Annotated in this window: 19 protein-coding genes; 13 read left to right on the top strand and 6 right to left on the bottom strand. The window is 67.3% G+C overall.

Annotated features, from left to right (window positions below):
• Window positions 1-40: 40 nt before the first annotated feature.
• The 3 genes from sufC to AC5RUP_RS09750 all read left to right on the top strand — a co-directional run bounded on the left by sufC (window position 41) and on the right by AC5RUP_RS09750 (window position 2,017).
• Window positions 41-802, top strand: coding sequence for a Fe-S cluster assembly ATPase SufC (sufC, locus tag AC5RUP_RS09760; protein ID WP_494067772.1), 762 nt, complete (start codon window positions 41-43; stop codon window positions 800-802).
• A 2-nt stretch (window positions 803-804) separates the two neighbouring features.
• Entirely contained in the window at window positions 805-1,134 is a 330-nt protein-coding gene (locus AC5RUP_RS09755; protein ID WP_493978517.1) for a metal-sulfur cluster assembly factor, read from the top strand.
• 85 nt (window positions 1,135-1,219) lie between these two features.
• Window positions 1,220-2,017: a Pr6Pr family membrane protein gene (locus AC5RUP_RS09750; RefSeq protein WP_494154296.1), complete on the top strand. Its 798-nt coding sequence runs from the start codon at window positions 1,220-1,222 to the stop codon at window positions 2,015-2,017.
• 43 nt (window positions 2,018-2,060) lie between these two features.
• Here the strand turns inward: AC5RUP_RS09750 and ypfJ are convergent, their stop codons facing one another.
• Window positions 2,061-2,960, bottom strand: coding sequence for a KPN_02809 family neutral zinc metallopeptidase (ypfJ, locus tag AC5RUP_RS09745; protein WP_494154295.1), 900 nt, complete (start codon window positions 2,958-2,960; stop codon window positions 2,061-2,063).
• Window positions 2,961-3,105: 145 nt separating this feature from the next.
• On the opposite strand from ypfJ, the gene abc-f reads away from it, so the two are divergent.
• Complete coding sequence (gene abc-f / locus AC5RUP_RS09740) at window positions 3,106-4,704, top strand: ribosomal protection-like ABC-F family protein (RefSeq protein WP_494067775.1); 1,599 nt, start codon at window positions 3,106-3,108, stop codon at window positions 4,702-4,704.
• A gap of 161 nt (window positions 4,705-4,865) precedes the next feature.
• Here the strand turns inward: abc-f and AC5RUP_RS09735 are convergent, their stop codons facing one another.
• Genes AC5RUP_RS09735 through AC5RUP_RS09725 form a run of 3 tightly spaced genes read right to left on the bottom strand, consistent with a single transcriptional unit; the run spans window position 4,866 to window position 6,586 of the window.
• The gene (locus tag AC5RUP_RS09735) at window positions 4,866-5,765 is read right to left on the bottom strand and encodes an SURF1 family cytochrome oxidase biogenesis protein (protein WP_494154294.1); all 900 of its coding nucleotides are present in this window, start codon (window positions 5,763-5,765) and stop codon (window positions 4,866-4,868) included.
• Entirely contained in the window at window positions 5,766-5,996 is a 231-nt protein-coding gene (locus tag AC5RUP_RS09730) for a hypothetical protein (RefSeq protein ID WP_494154293.1), read from the bottom strand.
• On the bottom strand, window positions 5,993-6,586 hold the full coding sequence (locus AC5RUP_RS09725) for a DUF3099 domain-containing protein (protein ID WP_494158499.1): 594 nt from the start codon (window positions 6,584-6,586) through the stop codon (window positions 5,993-5,995). The genes AC5RUP_RS09730 and AC5RUP_RS09725 overlap by 4 nt, the downstream gene beginning before the upstream one ends.
• A gap of 129 nt (window positions 6,587-6,715) precedes the next feature.
• Here AC5RUP_RS09725 and fabG point away from each other — a divergent pair, with 129 nt between their 5' ends.
• Both fabG and AC5RUP_RS09715 read left to right on the top strand, forming a co-directional pair.
• A complete protein-coding gene (fabG, locus tag AC5RUP_RS09720; RefSeq protein ID WP_494158498.1) occupies window positions 6,716-7,438 on the top strand; it encodes a 3-oxoacyl-ACP reductase FabG in 723 nt (240 codons plus the stop codon).
• A 154-nt stretch (window positions 7,439-7,592) separates the two neighbouring features.
• Window positions 7,593-8,345, top strand: coding sequence for an SDR family oxidoreductase (locus AC5RUP_RS09715; RefSeq protein WP_494154865.1), 753 nt, complete (start codon window positions 7,593-7,595; stop codon window positions 8,343-8,345).
• A gap of 17 nt (window positions 8,346-8,362) precedes the next feature.
• On the opposite strand, the gene AC5RUP_RS09710 is transcribed toward AC5RUP_RS09715, so the two are convergent.
• The gene (locus tag AC5RUP_RS09710; protein WP_494158497.1) at window positions 8,363-10,252 is read right to left on the bottom strand and encodes a transketolase; all 1,890 of its coding nucleotides are present in this window, start codon (window positions 10,250-10,252) and stop codon (window positions 8,363-8,365) included.
• Between the two features lie 231 nt (window positions 10,253-10,483).
• Complete coding sequence (serB, locus tag AC5RUP_RS09705) at window positions 10,484-11,377, bottom strand: phosphoserine phosphatase SerB (protein WP_494153529.1); 894 nt, start codon at window positions 11,375-11,377, stop codon at window positions 10,484-10,486.
• Between the two features lie 106 nt (window positions 11,378-11,483).
• On the opposite strand from serB, the gene AC5RUP_RS09700 reads away from it, so the two are divergent.
• The 7 genes from AC5RUP_RS09700 to AC5RUP_RS09670 all read left to right on the top strand — a co-directional run bounded on the left by AC5RUP_RS09700 (window position 11,484) and on the right by AC5RUP_RS09670 (window position 17,430).
• The gene (locus AC5RUP_RS09700; RefSeq protein ID WP_494067782.1) at window positions 11,484-12,272 is read left to right on the top strand and encodes an ABC transporter ATP-binding protein; all 789 of its coding nucleotides are present in this window, start codon (window positions 11,484-11,486) and stop codon (window positions 12,270-12,272) included.
• A 13-nt stretch (window positions 12,273-12,285) separates the two neighbouring features.
• Complete coding sequence (locus AC5RUP_RS09695) at window positions 12,286-13,062, top strand: sulfite exporter TauE/SafE family protein (RefSeq protein ID WP_494067783.1); 777 nt, start codon at window positions 12,286-12,288, stop codon at window positions 13,060-13,062.
• A complete protein-coding gene (locus AC5RUP_RS09690) occupies window positions 13,059-13,871 on the top strand; it encodes a TrmH family RNA methyltransferase (protein WP_494153530.1) in 813 nt (270 codons plus the stop codon). Before AC5RUP_RS09695 ends, AC5RUP_RS09690 begins: the two co-directional genes overlap by 4 nt.
• 105 nt (window positions 13,872-13,976) lie before the next feature.
• Entirely contained in the window at window positions 13,977-14,234 is a 258-nt protein-coding gene (locus tag AC5RUP_RS09685) for a type B 50S ribosomal protein L31 (RefSeq protein WP_493978504.1), read from the top strand.
• 148 nt (window positions 14,235-14,382) lie between these two features.
• Window positions 14,383-14,877: a hypothetical protein gene (locus tag AC5RUP_RS09680; protein ID WP_494153531.1), complete on the top strand. Its 495-nt coding sequence runs from the start codon at window positions 14,383-14,385 to the stop codon at window positions 14,875-14,877.
• A gap of 665 nt (window positions 14,878-15,542) precedes the next feature.
• A complete protein-coding gene (locus AC5RUP_RS09675) occupies window positions 15,543-16,400 on the top strand; it encodes a glycosyltransferase family 2 protein (RefSeq protein WP_494158496.1) in 858 nt (285 codons plus the stop codon).
• The gene (locus AC5RUP_RS09670) at window positions 16,393-17,430 is read left to right on the top strand and encodes a glycosyltransferase family 2 protein (protein ID WP_494153533.1); all 1,038 of its coding nucleotides are present in this window, start codon (window positions 16,393-16,395) and stop codon (window positions 17,428-17,430) included. The genes AC5RUP_RS09675 and AC5RUP_RS09670 overlap by 8 nt, the downstream gene beginning before the upstream one ends.
• Window positions 17,431-17,629: the final 199 nt, after the last annotated feature.

Genomic DNA, 17,629 nt, shown 5'->3' with positions numbered 1-17,629 from the left:
GGCGCCCGCCCGCACCGGGCGCAAAGGAGAAAGCAGACAGATGTCTACTCTTGAAATCAAGGACCTGCACGTCAGCATTGACACCGAGCAGGGCAGCAAGCAGATCCTCAAGGGCGTGTCCCTGACGATCAACACCGGCGAAATCCACGCCATCATGGGCCCGAACGGTTCCGGCAAGTCCACCCTGGCGGCCACCATCGCCGGCCACCCGCGCTACAACGTCGACTCCGGCTCCATCACCATGGACGGCGAAGACGTGCTGGCCATGAGCGTGGACGAGCGCGCCCGCGCCGGCCTGTTCCTGGCCATGCAGTACCCGGTCGAGGTGCCCGGCGTGACCATGACCAACTTCCTGCGCACCGCCAAGACCGCCCTCGACGGCGAGGCCCCGAAGCTGCGTACCTGGACCAAGGACGTCAAGGAAGCGATGAGCCAGCTGCGCATCGACGCCGACTTCGCCCAGCGCAACGTGAACGAGGGCTTCTCCGGCGGCGAGAAGAAGCGCGTGGAGATCCTCCAGCTCGAACTCTTCAAGCCCACGTTCGCCATCATGGACGAAACCGACTCCGGCCTGGACGTGGATGCGCTCAAGGTGGTCTCCGAAGGCCACAACCGCGTGCATGCCGGCGGCGCGATGGGCACCCTGCTCATCACCCACTACACGCGCATCCTGCGCTACATCAAGCCCGACTTCGTGCACGTCTTCGTGGATGGCCACATCGCCGAAGAGGGCGGCCCCGAGCTGGCCGACCGTCTCGAAGAAGAGGGCTACGACCGCTACCTGACAGCAGCGAAGGCCTGATCATGACCGAAGCCAAAGCCCCGCAGACGTCCCTGGAGGACGTCGAGGAAGCGCTCAAGGACGTCATCGACCCTGAGCTGGGCGTCAACATCGTGGACCTCGGCCTGCTGTACGGGCTGAAGTACGCCGACGACGGTGCCCTGCTCATCGACATGACGCTGACCACCGCCGCCTGTCCGCTCACCGACGTCCTCGAGGAGCAGACCGGCCAGGCGCTGGACGGCGTGGTGGACGAGTGGCGCCTCAACTGGGTATGGATGCCGCCGTGGGGTCCGGAACGGATCACCGACGACGGCCGCGACCAGATGCGCGCCCTCGGCTTCAATATCTGATTCGACGAATCGACGGCGGACCGGTCACCTTCGGGTGGCCGGTCCGCTCCTGTCTTGACACCGTCCCGGGGGCTAGGATCGGGTCATGAGCGCGTCGAGTGCGGCATCAAGGCGGCGGCGGGGACGCTATGACGAGGTCCACGTCGCCGCCGCCTACCACGGTTTGACCGCGCTGCTGGCCGTTGTGGGCCTCGCCGTCGGCATCACGGCCGTGCCGACGGCGCCCGGCTATGCCGTCGCCGCCGCGCATGCCTGGTGGAACTACGCCAGTGCGCCGGGGGTGCAGGCCGCGCTGCTCGTCTTTGTGGTGAGCCTGACGCTGCTGATGGATTCGACCATGGCCGGGGGACGGCTCTGGCGGGCAGCCCGGACCGCCACCCTGGCGGCCATGCTGCTGGTCTTCCTGGCCCAGTTCACCCCGTTCCGAGGCTTTCCCGAAGCCGCCGGGCTGTCCGCGGCCGGGGTGATGGCGGACCGGCTCCTGCATTACGTGCTGCCCGTCGTCGTCCTGACCGGCTGGCTCATCTTCGGTCCGCGGCCCCGCATCGGCGCCGGCGCCGTGACGGTCGGCCTGGCCTTCCCGGGTTTCTGGCTGCTCTGGACGGGCATCAGGGGTGCCGTGACGGGCTGGCTGCCGTACGGCCCCGGGACGGCGGGGCCGGGGGAGCTGCTGATGACGGGCATCGGCCTGATCCTGGTCTGGCTGGGGGCGGGCATGGTCTTCCTGTTGCTGGACACGACGATGGGGCGCGAGCCCGACGGTTATCTTCCGGGATTCGGCCCCGGGGATCCCGGCGACGGCAGGGCCGGGACCTCCCGGGGTGCACCGCCGTTTGCCGCGGGCATCCGGGAGGCCGACCCCGTGGACCCACGCGACCTGTAGCTTTCGCGGGCCGGGCCCGGGACCTGGAGCCTTCGCACCCGCGTCAGGCGGGGCGGTCGAGGTCCGGGGCCGAGAACGTGTCGCACCGGCCGGCGTCGCCGGTTTGGTAGCCGTGCAGGAACCAGCGCTGCCGCTGCTCGCTGGAGCCGTGCGTCCAGGTGTGGGGGTTGACCTGCCCCGCGGCAGCTTGCTGGATGCGGTCGTCGCCGACAGCGGCCGCGGCGGAGAGGGCGTCCTGCAGGTCCCGCTGGGTCAGCGGCTGCATGAAGGGTTCCCCCGTCCTTTCGTCGATCTGCTCGGTGGCGTTGCCGGCCCACACCCCGGCATAGCAGTCCGCCTGCAGCTCCACCCGGACTGCACCGGATTCGGGTCCCTGGGGATCCTGCCGGGCGTAGCCGATGGCCCCGGTGAGGTTCTGGATGTGGTGCCCGAACTCGTGCGCCACCACATACTCCTCGGCCAGCGGGCCGCCGCTGGCGCCAAAGCGGGTGGTCAGCTCGGTGAAGAAGGTGGTGTCAAAGTACGCGGTCTGGTCGGATGGACAGTAAAACGGGCCCACCGCGCTGCTGGCCCTGCCGCAGCCGGTGCTGACGCCGCCGTCGAACAGGACGGTCTGCGGGGCCGGGTACTGCATGTTGTAGCGGGGGAGGTAGCCGGCCCAGAAATCGTTGAGGCTGTTGACGGTCCCCACGATGCGGCAGTCGGTGCGCTCGTTGGCGTCGGCGCCGGTGCGGCACTCTTCCTGCAGGGCCGGACCACCCGGCTGCTGCTGTTCCTGGCCGGCGCCCAGGCCGAACCCTTCCAGCACTTCGGGCGGAACGCCCAGGAGGCTGGCAATGAGGACCAAAAGGCCGCCGCCGCCGATGGCGATCTTGCCGCCCAGGCCGCCGCGACGGTCCTGAACCTGTGACGCATCCAACCGGGAGCCGCGGGAGAAACTCATTCGCCAAGGATAACCGTCCGATCAGAGCGGGGCGGAGGGGTGGGGACGGTGTGGGTTGCCGGTAGACTGGAAAGGTTGATTTCCGCCCGTCCCGTCTGGACGGCGCCCGGGCATCCCTCCCGCACCCCTTCGAAAGGCTTCCACTGTGATTACCGTCAACGATCTTGAGCTGCGTGCCGGGGCCCGTCTGCTCATGGAGGCGGTGTCCTTCCGTGTGGACAAGGGCGACAAGGTGGGGCTGGTGGGCCGCAACGGCGCCGGCAAGACCACGCTGACCCGCGTCCTCGCCGGAGAAGGCATGCCTGCCGCCGGGACCGTGGTGCGCACCGGTGAGATCGGTTATCTGCCCCAGGACCCGCGGACCCCCGACATGGAGCAGCTGGCCCGCGACCGGATCCTCTCGGTGCGGGGCCTCGACGTGGTGACCCGCAAGCTGCGGGAAGCGCAGTCGGAGATGGCCAGCACCGACGCCGACGTCCAGGCCAAGGCGATGCGCCGCTACGACCGGCTGGAGGCCGAGTTCATCTCCGGCGGCGGTTATGCCGCCGAGGCCGAGGCAGCGGCCATCTCCTCCAACCTGGCCCTGCCGGAGCGGATCCTGAACCAGCCCCTGCGGACGCTGTCCGGCGGCCAGCGCCGCCGCGTCGAGCTCGCCCGGATCCTGTACTCCGGTGCCGACACCATGCTCCTCGACGAGCCGACCAACCACCTCGACGCCGACTCGATCAGCTGGCTGCGCGAGTTCCTGAAAAACCACCAGGGCGGGCTGATCGTGATCAGCCACGACACCGGGCTGCTGGAAGCGACCGTCAACAAGGTCTTCCACCTGGACGCCAACCGCGCCACCATCGACATCTACAACATGAACTGGAAGCGCTACCTGTCCCAGCGCGAAACCGACGAGCGGGCCCGTAAACGTGAGCGCGCCAACGCCGAAAAGAAGGCCCAGGTCCTCATGGACCAGGCGAACAAGATGCGCGCCAAGGCCACCAAGGCGGTAGCGGCCCAGAACATGGCCAAGCGCGCCGAACGCCTGCTCAGCGGCCTGGACGAGGTGCGCGCACAGGACAAGGTGGCGGCGCTGCGCTTCCCCGATCCCGCCCCCTGCGGCAAGACTCCGCTCACCGCCGAAGGCCTGAGCAAGTCCTACGGCTCGTTGGAGATCTTCACGGATGTGGACCTGGCCATCGACCGGGGCTCCCGCGTGGTGATCCTGGGCCTGAACGGCGCCGGCAAAACCACGCTGCTGCGCATGCTGGCCGGGGTGGACACCCCCGACACCGGCGATGTGCTGCCCGGCCACGGACTGAAGATCGGCTACTACGCCCAGGAACACGAAACCCTGGACGTGGACCGGACCGTGCTGGAGAACATGCGCACGGCCGCCCCCGACCTGCAGGATGCCGAGGTGCGGAACATCCTCGGTTCCTTCCTGTTCTCCGGGGACGACGTGAACAAGCCCGCGGGCGTACTGTCAGGTGGCGAAAAGACCCGGCTCGCCCTGGCCACCATCGTCGCGTCCTCGGCCAATGTGCTGCTGCTGGATGAGCCGACCAACAACCTGGACCCCGCCAGCCGCGCCGAAATCCTGGGCGCACTGCGCAACTACAGCGGCGCCGTCGTCATGGTGAGCCACGACGAAGGGGCGGTGGCGGCCCTGAACCCGGAGCGCGTCGTGCTGCTGCCGGACGGCGTCGAAGACCTCTGGAACGAGGACTACCTGGACCTGGTCACCCTGGCCTGATTCCGGGCGCAGCGCCGTCGCAATCGGAATTGCCAAGGCGCGCATCGCCGAGCGAGGAACGAGCGCAAGGGAGCAGCGAGGGACCCGGTCTGAGCTTGCGAAGGCCGGGTAGCTGCGACCGCTAAGCGCCGTTCAATTTCGGTTATAGACGGCGCTCCAGTTCAATCGTCGCGGCTGAGCAGGGTGCCGTCGGTGCGGAACCCCTGGGCGTCCAGCAGGGCGTCTTCCTCTTCTTCGGCCGTCGCCCGCTTGCTCCGGCGTTTCGGGGCAGCGGCGCGCGGCGCCGGATTGGCCTGGTGGTATCCGCTCAGCGCCTCCTCTTCCTCCGCGTACCGGCTTTGGTGCGCCTGCTGGCGGGCGGCATAGCCGTAGCCGACAAACAGCAGCACACCGAAGGCGTACCACTGCATGGAGTACGACAGGTGCGGTCCTTCGTCGATGGCCGGTTTGGGGATCTGCACGGGCTGCACTGCCGCGGCGGGGGATTCCGCCGCCATCAGGCCGTAGCTGCCCGTATGCACCGGGTAGCCCAGCTCCGCGGCATAGGCGTCCAGGTGTATGGACGCGAGCTGGCCGTCCGGGGCCCCGCGGCTGACCGGGCCTTCGCCCGGCTTGACGCGCGCGACGACGGTGACGTCGCCTTCCGGGGCGGCGGGAATGGTGTCCGGATGGCCGGCCTGGTTGTTGCCGATCGGGAGCCAGCCCCGGTTGATCACCACGGCGCTGCCGTCCTCGAGGCGCAGCGGGACAAGTACCTCGTAGCCCGGCCGGCCGTTCAGCGGGCGGTTGCGCACGATCCGCTGCCCGGCCTCGTCGTACTCGCCGGAGAGGACCACCGGCGTCCATTCCACCGCGTCATCGGCGCTGGCGAAAATGTCCGGCACCTCGCTGAACGGCACCGGATCGGCGTCGTAATTGTTCTCCACCGCTGCGATGACGTCGCGGGCCTGGTCCCGGCGGTCCATCTGCCAGTTGCCCAGCAGCACGCACACCGCGGCCAGCAGGGCAACGATCAGCAGCCAGCCCAGCCACTTGCCGCTGAGCAGGAATCGGTAGGACATTCAGGCACCTTCCAAGGGGAGCGTTTCGCGCCAGAGGCTGCGCTGGATCAGATAGTCCTGCAGCCACTCCCGGTGTCCGCCGCACGCCAGCCAGATTTTGCGGCGCTCGGGGGCATGGATTTTCGGGTTGTTCCACAGCAGCTGCCACTGCGCGGCCTGGCGGCAGCCCTTCCGCGAACAGACGGGGGAGTCGGCCGCCACCCCGCCGCCGAGCTGGTCCAAAAGGTTCACGCGGCCGCCCTCCGCCGGCGCCGCTTGGTGGCGGGGCTCAGGTTTCCGGTGAATTCGGCCGGCCGGTCGTCGGCGCGGGGATCCTCCTGCGCGGCAGCGTCAGCGGCGGCGGGCCCGTCGGCCGCTGCCCGGGCCGGGCGCGGTTCAGGCTCGGATCCGTCCCCGGCGGAGGCGGGATGCGCGGGCGGGGAAGACGGGCCGGCGCCGCCGTCCGGTCCCGGCCCGGCGTCGTCGATAAGTTCCCCGGTGAGGACTTCGTCCGGGTCGGCCCCTGCGTCTCCCGTCCGGGTGGAGGGGGCCTCCAGCTCCGGTTGCGGCGCCTGGTCCAGCAGGGCGGTGCTGTGCTGCAGGTTCGATTTGTCGCTGCCGCCGTTCGCGATGATCACGGCGATCCACGGCAGGAAGACGGCGCCGCCGACGAAGAACCAGCGGAACCAGCTGTCGATGAAGAAGAAGAGCAGCAAACAGGCCAGCCGGATACCCATGGCGAGGGTGTACTGGACCATGCGCCGGTGCATTTCATCGGTATGGCTTTCGGGGACGTCCGTAATGCTCAGGACTTCCGGCTTCTCGTCAGGCTGCTTGGTCATCACACTCCATCAGGGCTGTATCAATTCTCCCACGATGGCCGGAATGTCTAAAGCCGCGCGACGATGACCGGCCGGCGGATATCCCGGGCTAGGATTCCATAGGAAAACAGCAGCTTGATGGAGGTAAGAGTGAGCAACGACGAGCAGTCCGGCCGCAGCGTGCTGGTCACCGGCGGCAACAGGGGAATCGGGCTGGCGATTGCCCGGGCCTTCGAAGCGAACGGGGACAGGGTGGCGATCACCTACCGCAGCGGCGTGGTTCCCGACGGACTCCTGGGCGTGAAGGCCGATGTGACCGATGCCGCGTCCGTTGACGCTGCCTTCACCGAGGTCGAAGCTGCCCACGGTCCCGTGGAGGTCCTGGTCGCCAACGCCGGCGTTACCCGCGACATGCTGCTGCTGCGGATGAGCGAAGAAGACTTCACCAGCGTGGTGGATACCAACCTTTCCGGCGCGTTCAGGGTGATCAAGCGGGCCTCCAAGGGCATGATCCGGCTGCGGAAGGGCCGCGTGGTGCTGATCTCCTCGGTGGTGGGCCTCTACGGGTCGCCCGGCCAGATCAACTATGCCGCGTCCAAGGCCGGCCTGGTGGGCATCGCCCGTTCGCTGACCCGCGAGCTCGGATCGCGCAACATCACCGCCAACGTGGTGGCCCCGGGCTTCGTCAACACGGAAATGACGGCCGTGCTGCCGGAGGACACGCAGAAGAACTACCTGGCGTCCATCCCGGCCGGCCGCTTCGCCGAACCCGAAGAAGTCGCGAAGGTGGTCCGCTGGATTGCCAGCGACGAAGCCGCCTACATCTCCGGCGCGGTCATCCCGGTGGACGGCGGATTGGGAATGGGCCACTAGGCAGCTCAGGCAGGTGTTCGGCCTGCGTTTTGTCGGCTCTCGACAACGGATAAGGCTTCGGGGACTGGCAAGATGGAACCCGAAGCCTTTTCCGGTTGGGCGTTTCCTACAACGCGCCCGGCCGGACCACCACTGAGAACCTCGAGGAGCAGCCATGGGCGCACTGGACGGCAAAGCAGCAATCGTAACGGGATCATCGCGCGGTATCGGCGCCGAGGTGGCCAAGCTCCTGGCCGCCGAGGGAGCGTCGGTGGTGGTCAACTACCGCCAGAAGGCACCCCGCGCGAACAAGGTTGTGGCGCAGATCGAAGAAGCCGGCGGCCGCGCCGTCGCCGTTGCCGCCGACCTCACCGCGGCGGAGGGCGCGGACGCACTGGTCGAGGCCGCCCGGCAGAACTTCGGCGGCGTCGATGTTCTGGTGCTCAACGCGTCGGGCGGCATGGAGTCCAGCATGGGCGAGGACTATGCCCTGCGCCTGAACCGCGACGCGCAGGTGAACATGCTCACGGCCGCGGCCGAGGCGATGCCGGCCGGCTCCCGGGTCGTGTTCGTCACCAGCCACCAGGCCCACTTCATCCGTACCGTGCCGACCATGCCGGAGTATGAGCCGGTGGCCCTGAGCAAGCGCGCCGGCGAAGACGCGCTGCGCGAACTGCTGCCGGAACTGGACGCCAAGGGCATCTCGCTGGTGGTTGTGTCCGGCGACATGATCGAAGGCACCGTGACCGCGACCCTGCTGGACCGTGCCCGCCCCGGCGCGATCGAGGCCCGCCGCGCAGAGGCCGGCAAGCTCTACTCGGTGGAAGAATTCGCCGCGGAAGTGGCCAAGATGGTCACCGCCGACGTCCCCTCCGGGCACACGGAATACGTGGGCGGAGCCGAGTCCTTCCTCCAGGCGCAGGACTAAGGGCCCGCGGAGCCGGACTACTCCCGGATTAGTTGGCGCGCGGCCGCGGCTATGTGCCGCGCCGAGATGCCCGCCGCGTCCAGCAGGTCCCGTGGCGCGCCGGACGTCGGCAAGCCTTCCACGGCCAGCCGGACCAGTCTGAGGTCCGGTACCCGCGCCTGGGTCAGGGCATCGGCAACGGCCGAACCGAGCCCGCCTTCGGGATAGTGGTCCTCCACCGTGATGATCCGGCCGCCCGTGGCCCGGCACGCGGCCAGCAGCGTCTGGTGGTCGATGGGCTTGATCGAATAGAGATCGACCACCCGCGCGCCGATGCCGTCGTCGGCAAGCTGGGCGGCCGCGGCCAGGCACTCGTGCAGGGTGACGCCCGCTCCGACGAGGGTGACGTCGTCGTGGTCCGTGGCCCGGTGCACCTTCGCCCCGCCGATGGGGAATTCTTCTCCCTCCCCGTACAGCACGGAGTAGTCGCCCCGCGTGGCCCGGAGGTAGCAGATGCCGGAAGTGTCTGCCATGGCGCGGACCAAACCGGCGGTCGAGGGCGCGTCGGCGGGGTAGAGGACGGTCGAGGTGTGGATCGCCCGCATCGCGGCCAGGTCCTCCAGCGCCATCTGCGACGGCCCGTCCTGGCCGATTTCGACGCCGGCATGGGTGCCGACCAGGCGGATGTCCACCTCGGATACCCCGGCCATCCGGATGAAGTCGTAACCGCGGGAGACGAGGAACGCCGCGAAGCTGGCGGCAAACGGCACGTACCCGCGCACGGAGAGCCCGGCCGCCGCCGCCACCATCTGCTGTTCGGAGATGAACATCTCGAAGAAACGCTCGGGCGCGGCCTTGCTGAACTCCCCGGCCTTGGTGGAGTTGCCCACCTCGCCGTCCAGGACCACCACCTCGGGCCGGGCGGCGAGAGCGGCCAGAGCCTCGCCGAAGGCGGTCCGGGTGGCGACGGAATCGCCCTCCGTGTAGGCGGGCAGCGCGACGGCGGCCGCGGGGTTGGGCGTGATGGCCGGGTCGCCGGGTTCCGGTGCCAGCGGGGCGATCCGCAGCCGGGTCGGGCCGCCCAGTGCCTCGATGGCGGCCCCGGCGACGTCCTCCGGCAGTGCCTTGCCGTGCCAGCCGTCCCTGTCCTCCACCGCGGGAACGCCCTTGCCCTTGACCGTGCGGGCCAGGATGACGCTGGGCCGGTCGGTGGTGTCACGCGCCGTGGCGAAGGCTTCGTTGATGGCGGCCAGGTCATGGCCGTCGATCGGCAGCGGCTGCGCGCCGAAAGCCCTGATCCTTGCGGAGTACCGGTCCAGGTCCCAGCCGAGTGCGGTCGGCCCGTTCTGGCCCAGCCGGTTCACGTCCACGATCGCCGTCAGGTTTCCCAGCCGGTAGTAGGCGGCCTTGTCCAGCGCCTCCCACATGGATCCTTCGGTCATCTCGCTGTCCCCGCAGAGGACCCACGTCCGGTAGGGGAGCCGATCCAGGTACTTGCCGGCCATGGCGATGCCGACGGCCACGGGCAGCCCCTGGCCGAGCGATCCGGTTGCCACATCCACCCAGGGCAGGGCCGGCGTGGGATGTCCCTGCAGCCGGCCGCCGAACTGCCGGTAGGTATCGAGCAGTTCCGTTTCGTCGATCACTCCGGCGGCACGGAACATGGCATAGAGCAGCGGCGAGGCATGCCCCTTGGAGAACACCAGATGGTCGTTCGCGGCGAGCTCCGGCCGCTGCCAGTCATAGCGCAGGTGGTTCGCCAAGAGCACCGCCATGAGGTCGGCCGCCGAGAGCGACGAGGTGGCGTGGCCGGAGCCGGCGCGGGTGGTGGCCCGGATGGAGTCGACCCGCAGCTGCGCCGCCAGGCGCCGGCACGTCTCGGCCGCGTCCGGATCCAGGGTGGCGGTTGGTGTGGAGTGCGTGCCCATCGCTGGTTCTCCTTCACGGCAGGTTCCGGGAACCCCTGCCCGGAGTCCGGCAGCCGGGGCGCGGTCCGGGGAGGTTCAACCGACCCTACTCCGGCCCGTGGCCCTGCGGTAGGGGCCGCGTCCGGCGGAAATCGGCAAGCGGAAACCGGCCGGCACGGGTCGCGGGTCCGGCCGGCACGGGTTGCCGGTCCGGCCGGCACGGGATTGCGGGTCCGGCCGTCGCGGGCGGGGTCAGACGCCGGCGAAGTAGCGAGCCACATCCAGGTAGGGGATGTTGATGGCGGCGTCGGCGGCGGCCCGGACGGCAGGCTTGGCGTTGAACGCAACGCCCAGGCCGGCGGCCGCGAGCATGTCCAGGTCGTTGGCGCCATCGCCGATGGCAATGGTTTGCGCCAGGTCGATGGCCTCCGCGGCGGCCCATTCGCGCAGCGCTGCCTCCTTCACCGCGCGGTCCACCACGTCGCCGTCCACCGTGCCGGTCAGCAGCTCCGCGTCCATGCCCAGCAGGTTGGCGCGGTGGTAGGTCAGCTTCAGCTCGGCGGCCAGCGGGTCCAGGATTTGGCTGAAGCCGCCGGAGACCACGGCCACCGCGTGGCCGGCGGCCAGGAAGGCCTCCACGAGTTCCCGGGCGCCGTCCGTCAGCCGCACCGCGGCACGGACACGGTCGATCACGTCGAGTGGGAGGTCCTTCAGGGTGGCCACCCGGGCGTGCAGGCTCTGGGCGAAGTCCAATTCGCCGCGCATCGCAGCCTCGGTCACGGCGGCCACCTCCTCGCGCTTGCCCGCATGCTCGGCCAGCAGTTCGATGACCTCCTGCTGGATGAGCGTGGAGTCCACGTCCATGAGCAGCAGCTTGCGCTGCGGCCCGGCCAGCGACGCGTCCATCACGGCCGTGCCCAGGTCGTCGGTGAGGACGGGGGCCAGCGCCGCCCGCAAGGCTGCGACGCCGTCGGAGGCTCCGCCGTCGTACTCCACGGTCAGGACGGTGACCTGGAAACGGTCGTTGGCCGCGTTCTCCAGCTCGCTGATGCTCCCGCCGGCTCCGGTGACCGCTGCCTGCACGGCAGCGAGGTAGGCGTCGGGGAGTTCCCGGCCGTAGGAGACGACACGGAGGAGCGAGGGCATGGTGATTCCGTTCTACGCAAAGCTTGAGGGAGGGCCGGATCCATCATGGCAGGCTCCGGCGCCGCGTTTGGCGAATACTACGCGTTTTAGCCTACTGTCTACTGATATGAGCGATGTACTTGAATTTGCCGGGGTCACTGTTGTCCGCGGGCGGAAAACCCTGCTCGACGGCATTGACTGGCAGGTCAAGGAGGGGGAGCGCTGGGTAGTGCTCGGCCCCAACGGGGCGGGCAAGACCACGCTGCTGCAGATCGCCGGCGCACGCCTGCACCCCACCCGCGGGATCGCCGGGATCCTGGACGAGACCATGGGCAAGGTCGACGTGTTCGAGCTGCGGCCGCGGATCGGCCTGGCCTCCACGGCGCTGGCGAGCCAGATCCCCGAGCACGAGCAGGTGCTCAATGTGGTGGTCACCGCCGCCTACGGGGTGACCGGCCGCTGGCGCGAACAGTACGACAAGATGGACGAGCGCCGGGCCTTCCGGCTGCTGGACGCCTGGGGCATGTCCACGTTCATGAACCGCACCTTCGCCACCCTGAGCGAGGGCGAACGCAAGCGCGTGCAGATTGCCCGGGCCCTGATGTCCGATCCCGAACTGCTGCTGCTGGACGAGCCGGGTGCCGGCCTGGACCTGGCCGGCCGCGAGGATCTGGTGCAGCGGCTGAGCGAGCTGGCCCGGGACGAGGACGCGCCGGCGCTCGTGCTGGTCACCCACCACCTGGAGGAAGTGCCGCCGGGCTTCACGCACGCCATGCTGCTGCGCGAGGGCGGGGTGGTGGCCCAGGGGCCCATCGCGGACGTGTTGACCGAAGAGAACCTGAGCACCGCCTTCGACATGCCGCTGAGCGTCAAGCACGACGGCGGCCGCTACACTGCCGTAGCCAAGCGCGCCTAGCGGCGCCCGCCTCATGGATGTGCTGAACGCTGCCCTGATCGGGCTGGGCGGGCTGTGGGCCGGCACCATCAACAGCATTGTCGGCTCCGGCACGCTGGTCACGTTCCCCATTCTCGTGGCGCTGGGCTATGCGCCGGTGACCGCGACCATTTCGAACGCGATGGGCCTGATCGCCGGCAATGTGGGCGGCGTCTACGGCTACCGGAGGGAACTGGCCGGGCTGCGCCGCACCCTGGCCATCCTGCTTCCGGCCTCACTGCTGGGCGGGATCACCGGCGCCTGGCTGCTGCTGCACCTGCCGGAGGAAGTCTTCGGCGTGGCGGCCCCGTTCCTGATCGTGGTGGCCCTGCTGTTCGTGGTGTTCCAACCGAAGCTCCAGGCCTGGGTGCGTGACCGCCAGGCCGCGCAGGCCCGGACCCGGCCGCGGCCGTGGCTGCTGCTGGGGCTGGTCTATTTCGCCGGCGTCTACGGCGGCTACTTCGTGGCCGCGCAGGGCGTTCTGCTGGTGGGAATCCTCGGGGTCTTCCTGCACGGCACCCTGCAGCAGGCCAACGCGGTGAAGAACGTGCTGGTGCTGGGCGTGAACATCATCGCGGCCATCTCCTACATGCTCTTCGCGTTCGACCGGATCGACTGGCCGGTGGTGCTGGTCATCGCCATCAGCTCGCTGGTCGGCGCGCTGATCGGATCCGCCGTGGGACGCCGGCTGAAGCCGGTGGTGCTGCGCGGCATCATTGTCACCCTTGGCCTGGTGGCGCTGTTCGTGCTGGTCAGGAACCTCTTCGCATGAACCTGGTGCGCCTGGACTCCGCCGCCGACCCGCGGGTGGCCGACTACGCGCAGCTGACGGACACCGCGCTGCGCCGCCGCCGCGAGCCCGCCGAGGGGATGTACATCGCGGAAAGCTCCAAGGTGCTGCGCCGCGCCATCGCCGCCGGCCACACCCCGCGGTCCTTCTTCCTGACCGACAAGTGGCTGGACGACCTGCGCGACGTCATCGACCGGTTCCCCGAGGTGCCCGTGTTCGTCGGGACGCCCGAGGTGCTGGAGGCGATCACCGGATTCCACCTGCACCGCGGGGCGATGGCCGCCATGCACCGGCCCGCGCCGCTGCCCATCGAGGACGTGCTGGCCGGTGCCCGCCGGGTGGCCGTGCTGGAGGACATCGTGGACCACACCAACGTGGGCGCGATCTTCCGGTCCGCTGCCGCCATGGGCATGGACGCGGTGCTGCTCAGCCCACAGTGCGCCGACCCGCTGTACCGGCGCAGCATCCGGGTCTCCATGGGCACGGTCTTCCAGATTCCGTGGGCCCGGCTGCCGGAGTGGCCGGAGGATGTTGGCGTGCTCCGCGACGCCGGGTTCACGACGGCGGCGTTGGAGCTGGCCGACGACGCCATCACCCTGGATGAGCTGGAACGGCGCAGCTACGACAAGCTGGCACTGGTGCTGGGGACGGAGGGCGCCGGCGTGAAGGAGCAAACGCTCGACCGGGTCGACCTCACCGTGATGATCCCCATGCGCGCCGGAGTGGACTCCCTGAATGTTGCGGCCGCCAGCGCCGTGGCATTCTGGGCCTGCCGTGTCACTTCGACGTGAGCCCGTCGAATGCGGTAGAGTTGTGTGCTGGCCCTGATAGGGCTGCCATCTTTCCATCCTTCTAGCCGCTGGCAAAATCCAGGGGCGTGTAGAAAAGGTACAACTATGAAGTCTGATATCCACCCGGCATACGCCCCGGTTGTGTTCCGCGACCTGGCCTCCGGCGTTTCCTTCCTGACCAAGTCCACCGCGACCTCCAAGCGGACGGTGGAGTGGGAAGACGGCAACAGCTACCCGCTGATCGAGGTTGAAATCTCCTCGGAGTCCCACCCGTTCTACACCGGCAAGCAGCGCATCATGGACAGCGCCGGCCGCGTGGAGCGCTTCAACGCACGCTTCAAGGGCTTCGGCGGCAAGAAGTAACCACTTCGCCCCGCAAGCCTTCAGCGAAGCCCGCACCATATGGTGCGGGCTTCGCCGTTTAACGCGCCGGCGTATTGGATCCGGCGGGAGGGAGCCGGCGCGTCGGTACTTGAGGTCCCCGCGGCGGCCGCGGCGTTAGGCTGCTGACATGGCACCAACTCCATACCATCAAGCGGTCCGCACGGGGCGGCACCGGGACCATCGCCGCCCGCTGTTGGTATGGACTCCGGTCGCGCTGGCCGTTTCCGCCCTCCTGCTCACGGGATGTGCCGCGGGGCCCCAGCAGCTGCCGCCCGAGATCACCTGCACCACGCAGTACCGTCCGGACTTCGGCAGCAGCCTCGGACAGGAGGCCGGCGAGTTGGTCCTGCCCAGGGTCGACGGCCCGACGGCGGACCGGGAGTTGCTGATGGCCGGCTCGTTCCGGCTGTCCGGAAGCTACACGGGGGATGCCCCGGACGGCCGCGCCGTCTCGCTGGCCATCACCGACGGGGTCGGCAACGCGCTGGCGAACATGCTGTACCAGCTGGAGGACGGCGCCTCCCTGCAGTCCCGCTTCGCCGGGGGACACGGGTTCACAGGTCTGCACTACATCCGCGACGGAGAAGCCGAACTGCAGCTGTTCTGCGCCGCCGACGGGTAGATTCCCGAGCCGAGTTGTTTGCCCGCGATCCCATGCGGGGGTCCGAGCCCGAACCGGCGAGTCAAGGGGCGAACAGGGGGTGTGCTCGAGCTGCAGGCAACCCTCGGGCAATAATGCCCGGTCACCAGCGGGGCAATCCGCCGTTTCCCCTCATTATGCTCGCAAGTTGACTAGGCTTGAGTTTATTCATTTCAGCAACGTCAGAGCCGTGTTTCCACTGGAGAATGTACTCGCGGACCGACGCGGCCGGCAATCGTTCTATCGCCACAGGCGCTTTGAATATATGCTTTAAACAACCAGAGCTTTTTTATGCGCAGGACTGCTGGGTTGATTGCAATGCCCAATTCTAGGGGTATGCCTGCGCCTCAAAAGCCCACTAACGTGGTAGAACGGCAACGGACAAACCGGATCTCGCCACTTCACTTGCGGGCACGCGAGAGCACTGCGCTCTGATGTACGACTGATGCACCTGCGGGCGCAGCTCCGCACCAGCCCCAAGATGTCTAGGGGGTATGCGCACTTCCCGGCTCGGTCGTTCCGAGAGCGTTCTAAGAGCAGACGTCAAAGTCAAACCGAGACTTTTTTCTTTCTCTGTGAATTTAGCGCTATTTGTGCGTCCAGCAGTGGATCTTCTTCAACTTCTTTGATGTTTCTAATCCGAAAGAGTGATTCATGTGGCGTTTCCGCACTTTTTCGAGAATCCCGCGACGTCAAATCCGCGCCCCTCTGTAACTGTCGTTATACCAACGTTTAATGAAGCTCCGAACCTGCCGTGGGTCCTTCGACGTATGCCTTCGTACGTGGACGAGGTCGTTTTGGTGGATGGACAATCGAGCGATTCGACTGTCAAGGTCGCCAAGGCGCTGCGGCTCGATGTCGTGGTTCTAATGGAGGAGAGAAAGGGGAAAGGGATAGCCATACGATCCGGCTTTGCAGCGGCATCGGGGGATATTATCGTCATGCTCGACGCGGACGGCAGCATGGATCCGCAGGAGATTGGTTGGTTTCTCGCGCCGCTCCAGCACGATTACGACTTCGTGAAGGGGTCGAGATACGTCACAGGGGGCAGGTCGGACGACATAACCCGGCTGCGAAAAGCCGGTAACCGGATATTGACGAAGCTGGCGAACGCGGCGCTTAACAGCAACTACTCCGACCTGTGCTACGGCTTCATAGCCATGCGCAGAGAATGCTTGGATATCCTCCAGCTGGAATCAGATGGCTTTGAAATTGAAACCGAGCTCGTCGTACGGGCTGCCAAGGCCGGCCTTCGCGTCGCTGAAGTGCCGAGCGTAGAACTGGTTCGCATCTCCGGGTCATCGAAACTGCACACGTTCCGTGACGGGTGGAGGGTTTTGAAAACTTTGGCGCGGGAGTGTGCCAGCTGGCAAGCGCCAACCGCGGGGGCACGGCCGGAAGCGTTGCGTCGCGTTGGCTATAGGTATCCCAGCAGCAGGGTGCCACGAACACCTACGGATCCCCGCAGCCTGCTCCCGGTGAACCAGGGAGGCGATGATGGCTGACGAGTCAACACGTTCCTCGGTTTCCGTCGTCGTCTGTTGCTACTCGGAGGAACGTTGGAGCGACCTGATGCGGGCCATCAAGTCAATCTGCGCCCAGTCCCGTGCACCCCGGGAAGTAGTGGTCGTAGTTGATCGTAACGAGGATCTTTATAAGCGTCTCGTCGCCTCTTTGGAACAGGTGCTGATAGTCGAGAGCAGAGGACCAAAAGGACTGTCCGAAGCCAGGAATGTGGGTGTCTCAGTGGCAACGTCCGACATTGTGGCGTTTTTGGACGACGACGCGGAGGCCGCAGAGGATTGGCTCGAGTACTTGACCGGCCCCTACGACGATCCGGATGTTGTCGGCGTCGGCGGTCTGGTAACGCCGGTATGGGAACCCCATCCTCCCCGCTTTTTTCCGGAGGAGCTCAATTGGATCGTCGGATGCACCTACAAAGGAATGCCAACAGTAGCGACAGAAGTGCGAAACGTCATTGGAGCCAACATGTCCTTTCGACGAGAAGTTCTCACCAGTGTTGGCGGCTTCAATCCAGTACTGGGTCGGCAAGGATCGAGGCCTTTTGGCTGTGAAGAGACGGAGCTCTGCCTCCGTGCGATATCGAGCGATCCCGGCACGCGGATCGTGTATGAGCCCGCTGCCGTTGTCCGGCATCACGTTTCCGCCGCGCGTGGAAGTATCCGTTATATGCTCGCGCGTTCTTGGGCAGAGGGAGTCTCGAAGGCGCAAGTGGTCATGTTGGTGGGCGCAAAAGGCGCTCTTGCAACCGAACGACGTTATACCCGCATCGTCCTGCCGTTGGGAGTGTGGACTGCTCTATCTCGGTGGTTCCGGCGAAAGGACCCCGACGGGTTCGGTAAAGCCGTAACTATCCTTGTTGTCTTAGCCTTCACAATGGCTGGGTACGCGTTCAAACTCACCGGCCTTGCCCTGGAGAAGAAATTGCGCCCTGTCATAAAAATCCTGCCCTTCTCCCGTACCCGGAACCGTAGGCAAGGCTATTTTATCGCAGGGACTAGCGCTGCACGATGACGGGCCTGAATGTGCAGTGCGGAAGAAAGTGATGACAGCAGCGGAGCTGGCACCTTAGGAGACGTTTTGGCTTGTCACAGGTTGGGTCGCTTACAGCCGAGATCCATTATTCCGGCAATCCCAGCAAGGTTACTACCCACCGGGGCACCGGGTGACCCATCCGCCGGCAGGATTCCCGAGGGGGACCTGCCAGGCTGGA

The sequence above is a fragment of the Arthrobacter sp. Y3223151 genome (assembly GCF_059091125.1).
The sequence above is the reverse complement of the archived record's forward strand: the minus strand, read 5'-3'. Positions and strand labels throughout refer to the sequence as shown.